Below are 3664 nucleotides of genomic sequence, written 5' to 3'. Positions count from 1 at the left end.
GAACTCGCAGATCAACAGAGAGAGCTTTTGACATATCTGCCGACCTCCATCGGCAGATAGTTTGAATCAGAACATCGCTGATTTGCAAAGACCCGAAGATTCATTCAGTCAGGGAACCGCTCTAATGACCGCTCTTGGCGCAAAGTGACGATAGGTGAACCGGAAAGCGAGGAAGCAAGCGCAAGCCGCGCTGGCGCGCATACCACTCCATCAAGCGAGCCTGTAATGCGCTAGAATTGCTGCACACTCTTCAATGGAAGGAGAAATTGTTCCAGCGGGAATACGGTCTGGAAGCAACCGGTATGCCTTGGCGAAATCCCCTCTGGCTTCTCCGCGAACCAGCCGCCAAAAAACTAGGAGCCAGACCGGCGTTACATTGCTGAAGATGTATCGGGCTCGAATTTCATCAACGTACCCTGTGCGTGGCATAGCTGTCTCCCTGCTTGAGTGAGAACAGCATTCACCGGAAATCGAGGACCATCATCGCCCAAAATGCAGTCCAAGATTGGCAGCAAAAAAGCGCGACTTACGTTGCCGCGCTTTGCAGAGAATGCCAAATTCAAGCGGATCTTTTCGTCACGGTTGGCTCATCGGTCAGGCGGGCGATGATTCTGTCTATCGCGCTCCGTCTCAGGTTGAACGCCTGAGAAAGATCTGCCGGAGAGATGCCCTCCCTCGCTTTTTGCGAGATGATTTGGTCGCGTAGCGAGATGGTATCGCTCGTGCCTGCTTCAAGCGTGGCCGATACCCGTTCAGCGTCGCGCCTGATCTTCATCTCTATCCAAGGCAGGAGACTTCCTGCCTCAAACTGATCGCGCGAAGCGCCAAGCTTGTGCCGGACCATGTGGAAGTATTGAGAAGTCGGCCGACCGTTCCCCGGCTCTGGCAAGTTGAGGCCGTGGTCGGCATAAACGGTGCTCACGATGTCGTCGATGCGCTCAAACAACTCCGGCCAGAGTTGGTTTCGGATAAGAGCCGGATTGTAAGGCTCGTTAAGCTTCTGGCGCTCCAAACGAGCCGAAATCATTCGGTCGATGAGCCGGAAAGCCGCATTTGCAGTTAGCTCAAAAAGAGCAGTGAAATCATCTGGCTGACCATCGGACGCGGGTGTGCTATTGCTGCCTACAGCTTTTGGCATGGGGACGCTCCTTTGCCTGAAGTTAGGCTATGCAGGGTGTTAGCGCACCTTGCATAGCCGATACCTTTATGACATCGTAAATTCACGAAGTCAATTAATGGTGTCAGAAATTCAAAATGTCAAAAATAGGACGGCCTCCCTCAGATACTGAGCCTGTAACCGTACGACTGCCCCGTGACGTGATCGAAGCCCTTGACGAGTTCCGGAAGCGGCAAGCCGATTTGCCAAGTAGGCCAGAGGGGATACGAAGGCTCATCCTTGAACAGCTGGTAGACAAAGGCTACCTTGTGAAATGAACCGATCAGCGACCGCCGAGCGAGAGCGTAAGCACCGTAAATATTCAGGCGTATCCAGCCAACCGCATCTAGGCGTTCAAAGTCTCGAATGCGCCGAGGAAGCATTGCGTGCGGTGCAGAGCGAGTTTTCTTGGCTGTCCCTTGCGCAGATCCGAAAACCGCCGACCAGCATGATGGATGCGAAGTTTGCGCGACAGATTGCTATTCATTTAATGGTTGATCGATTGGCGATGGAGCAACGCACAATTGCTCGCCTCCAGGGAAGGCAAAGGACCTCTATTCACTTCGCGCTACGTACCGTGAACGAGCGAATGAAAAGCCCAATGTTTGTCACGACCTATGAGCGGATGGCACTGCAAATCGAGAGGTCATTGTCCCGCCATGGTGCGACATGAACAATTCGACGCGCCTTCGATTAGACCGCATTCTTGTTCCCGATAACCGGTTGCGGGGACTTGATGAGGAACGTGCTCGGTTTATTGCGAGTTCAATAAAAGAAAACGGCGCGCTCCAGCCCATCGCAGTTTACAGATCGAATGCAGCCTCCAGACCCTACACTCTCATCTTCGGACTGCACCGCTATCGGGCACATCAGTTACTTCAACTCGATGAGATCGATGCAACTGTCCGAACGGCATCAGAGGCACGTATGCTGGAGATTGCAGAGAACCTGTTTCGCCACGACCTTTCGGAGTTGGACCGTGCTACGTTCGTCAAGGAATGGTTTGCGCTCAAGGGGGTGAAAGTCGGCCGCCCGAAAAAGTCGGCCAACATGGCCGAGTTTCTCACGGAGCTTGGATTGTCGGAGCAGTCAGCAAAGCAGATCGGCATATCTGGTCGTACAGCGAGAAGGCTCTGCCAGATCGCAGATCATCTCTCACCAAGCCTGAAAAAAAGACTGGTCGGCACTCCAACGGCTTTCAATCAGTCACTGCTTCTCAAGATCGCATCGATGGAACCTCAGAAGCAGCTGCAGATCAACACGGCTTTAAACTTAGGGCTCGATATTCAAGCGGCACTGAAGGCAGTCCAGCCCACATACAGAAAATTGGACCGGAAGGCCTCCAATTTGAATCGCTTTCTCACCGCTTGGGGCCAGATGAACGCGACAGAACAGCGGGAGGCGTTGTCCATCATCGGACACGGCGACCAGGAAACCGAAGTTGAAGCCGTTGTGCAGCGCGTGGCTGTGGGGCTCGAGCAGAACGGCTAGCAACGACGAAACCTGCCACTGTACTTACCCACCAGCCTCGTCTTAACGGCGAGCGTTGTCGACGGGCGCATACGTGTTACCATACAGCGCTGCATCGGCGGTATATTTGGCTGGCGTCCTCTCCCTGACCTGCAAGCCCTTGCGGCTGTCCACAGACCTTTGCAACTGATCTTATGTGAACCGAGCAATGGCACGGTTCAAGCTTCATGAATATCAGTTGGCAAAACCTCGACGGTAGCAAACACACGGCTTTAGTGCCGGCCAATATTTGGCCAATCGTTGAAGCCTTGGGCATGGATGATGCGGCAGAATTCCTGCTCCATTTTCGGGGCAGACATCTCTACATCAATAAGGGCAAGGGTCAGGCCAGGGGCTCGGTTACGAAACTGCTTGGCTCCGAAAAAGCGACGCGGCTTGCGAAGACGCTGACAGAGGCGGGATACGGCCAGCAGAACGGCAAGAAGTACCGAGTGCCAACTGCATATAACTTTCTATGCCGTTACCTCCGTTCCAATGGCTTCAACTTGACGCAGATCGCGGCTCGCCTTGGCACGACTGACGTGACGGTTCGAAATTATCTAAGATCTGACCAAGAGCTTCAACGCCCTCGTGACAAGCAGCACAAGAAGAATTTAAGCACTTGGATTGACGAAGCCGTTGCTCTCGGCCTGGTGGTGCGTGTTGAGCCCCCGACAACCATGTCGCTCATGTCTTATCCTGATCATACCGGTCACCTCGCGCGCCCCACTCACTCGATTAGCTCTCACCAAAGGAAAGACTGATGTCGCCGTACAACTCTCGACGTGTGGTTGATCCCGTCCTTACGAACATCATTCGCGGCTATCGTCAAAGGGGCCGCGTCGGCAGCCTATTGTTTCCGCAAGTGGAGGTTAGAGCGGTTCCCTGACTGAATGAATCTTCGGGTCTTTGCAAATCAGCGATGTTCTGATTCAAACTATCTGCCGATGGAGGTCGGCAGATATGTCAAAAGCTCTCTCTGTTGATCTGCGAGTTCGC

Annotated in this window: 5 protein-coding genes; 4 read left to right on the top strand and 1 reads right to left on the bottom strand. The window is 53.5% G+C overall.

Annotated elements, in window-relative coordinates; genetic code table 11:
* Positions 1-559: 559 nt before the first annotated feature.
* Positions 560-1138 (bottom strand): hypothetical protein, encoded by a 579-nt coding sequence (locus tag KLP42_RS26360; RefSeq protein ID WP_215571134.1) that lies wholly within the window; start codon positions 1136-1138, stop codon positions 560-562.
* A gap of 116 nt (positions 1139-1254) precedes the next feature.
* Here KLP42_RS26360 and KLP42_RS27340 point away from each other — a divergent pair, with 116 nt between their 5' ends.
* From KLP42_RS27340 to KLP42_RS26340, 4 genes are all read left to right on the top strand, one after another.
* Positions 1255-1434: a ribbon-helix-helix protein, CopG family gene (locus KLP42_RS27340; protein ID WP_353844945.1), complete on the top strand. Its 180-nt coding sequence runs from the start codon at positions 1255-1257 to the stop codon at positions 1432-1434.
* Positions 1431-1829, top strand: a complete 399-nt coding sequence (locus KLP42_RS26350) for a hypothetical protein (protein ID WP_215571132.1) — start codon at positions 1431-1433, stop codon at positions 1827-1829. Before KLP42_RS27340 ends, KLP42_RS26350 begins: the two co-directional genes overlap by 4 nt.
* On the top strand, positions 1826-2647 hold the full coding sequence (locus KLP42_RS26345) for a ParB/RepB/Spo0J family partition protein (protein ID WP_215571131.1): 822 nt from the start codon (positions 1826-1828) through the stop codon (positions 2645-2647). Before KLP42_RS26350 ends, KLP42_RS26345 begins: the two co-directional genes overlap by 4 nt.
* A gap of 206 nt (positions 2648-2853) precedes the next feature.
* The gene (locus KLP42_RS26340) at positions 2854-3429 is read left to right on the top strand and encodes a hypothetical protein (RefSeq protein WP_215571130.1); all 576 of its coding nucleotides are present in this window, start codon (positions 2854-2856) and stop codon (positions 3427-3429) included.
* Positions 3430-3664 lie beyond the last annotated feature (235 nt).

The organism is Rhizobium sp. CSW-27, from assembly GCF_018760785.1.
In the GTDB taxonomy this organism is placed as follows: Bacteria; Pseudomonadota; Alphaproteobacteria; order Rhizobiales; family Rhizobiaceae; genus Neorhizobium.
The sequence above is the reverse complement of the archived record's forward strand: the minus strand, read 5'-3'. Positions and strand labels throughout refer to the sequence as shown.

Bases quoted from the DNA above. Each gene is read 5' to 3' on its own strand.
- KLP42_RS26340 (WP_215571130.1), top strand. From the start codon at position 2,854: ATGAATATCAGTTGGCAAAACCTCGACGGTAGCAAACACACGGCTTTA.
- KLP42_RS27340 (WP_353844945.1), top strand. From the start codon at position 1,255: ATGTCAAAAATAGGACGGCCTCCCTCAGATACTGAGCCTGTAACCGTA.
- KLP42_RS26350 (WP_215571132.1), top strand. From the start codon at position 1,431: ATGAACCGATCAGCGACCGCCGAGCGAGAGCGTAAGCACCGTAAATAT.
- KLP42_RS26360 (WP_215571134.1), bottom strand. From the start codon at position 1,138: ATGCCAAAAGCTGTAGGCAGCAATAGCACACCCGCGTCCGATGGTCAG.
- KLP42_RS26345 (WP_215571131.1), top strand. From the start codon at position 1,826: ATGAACAATTCGACGCGCCTTCGATTAGACCGCATTCTTGTTCCCGAT.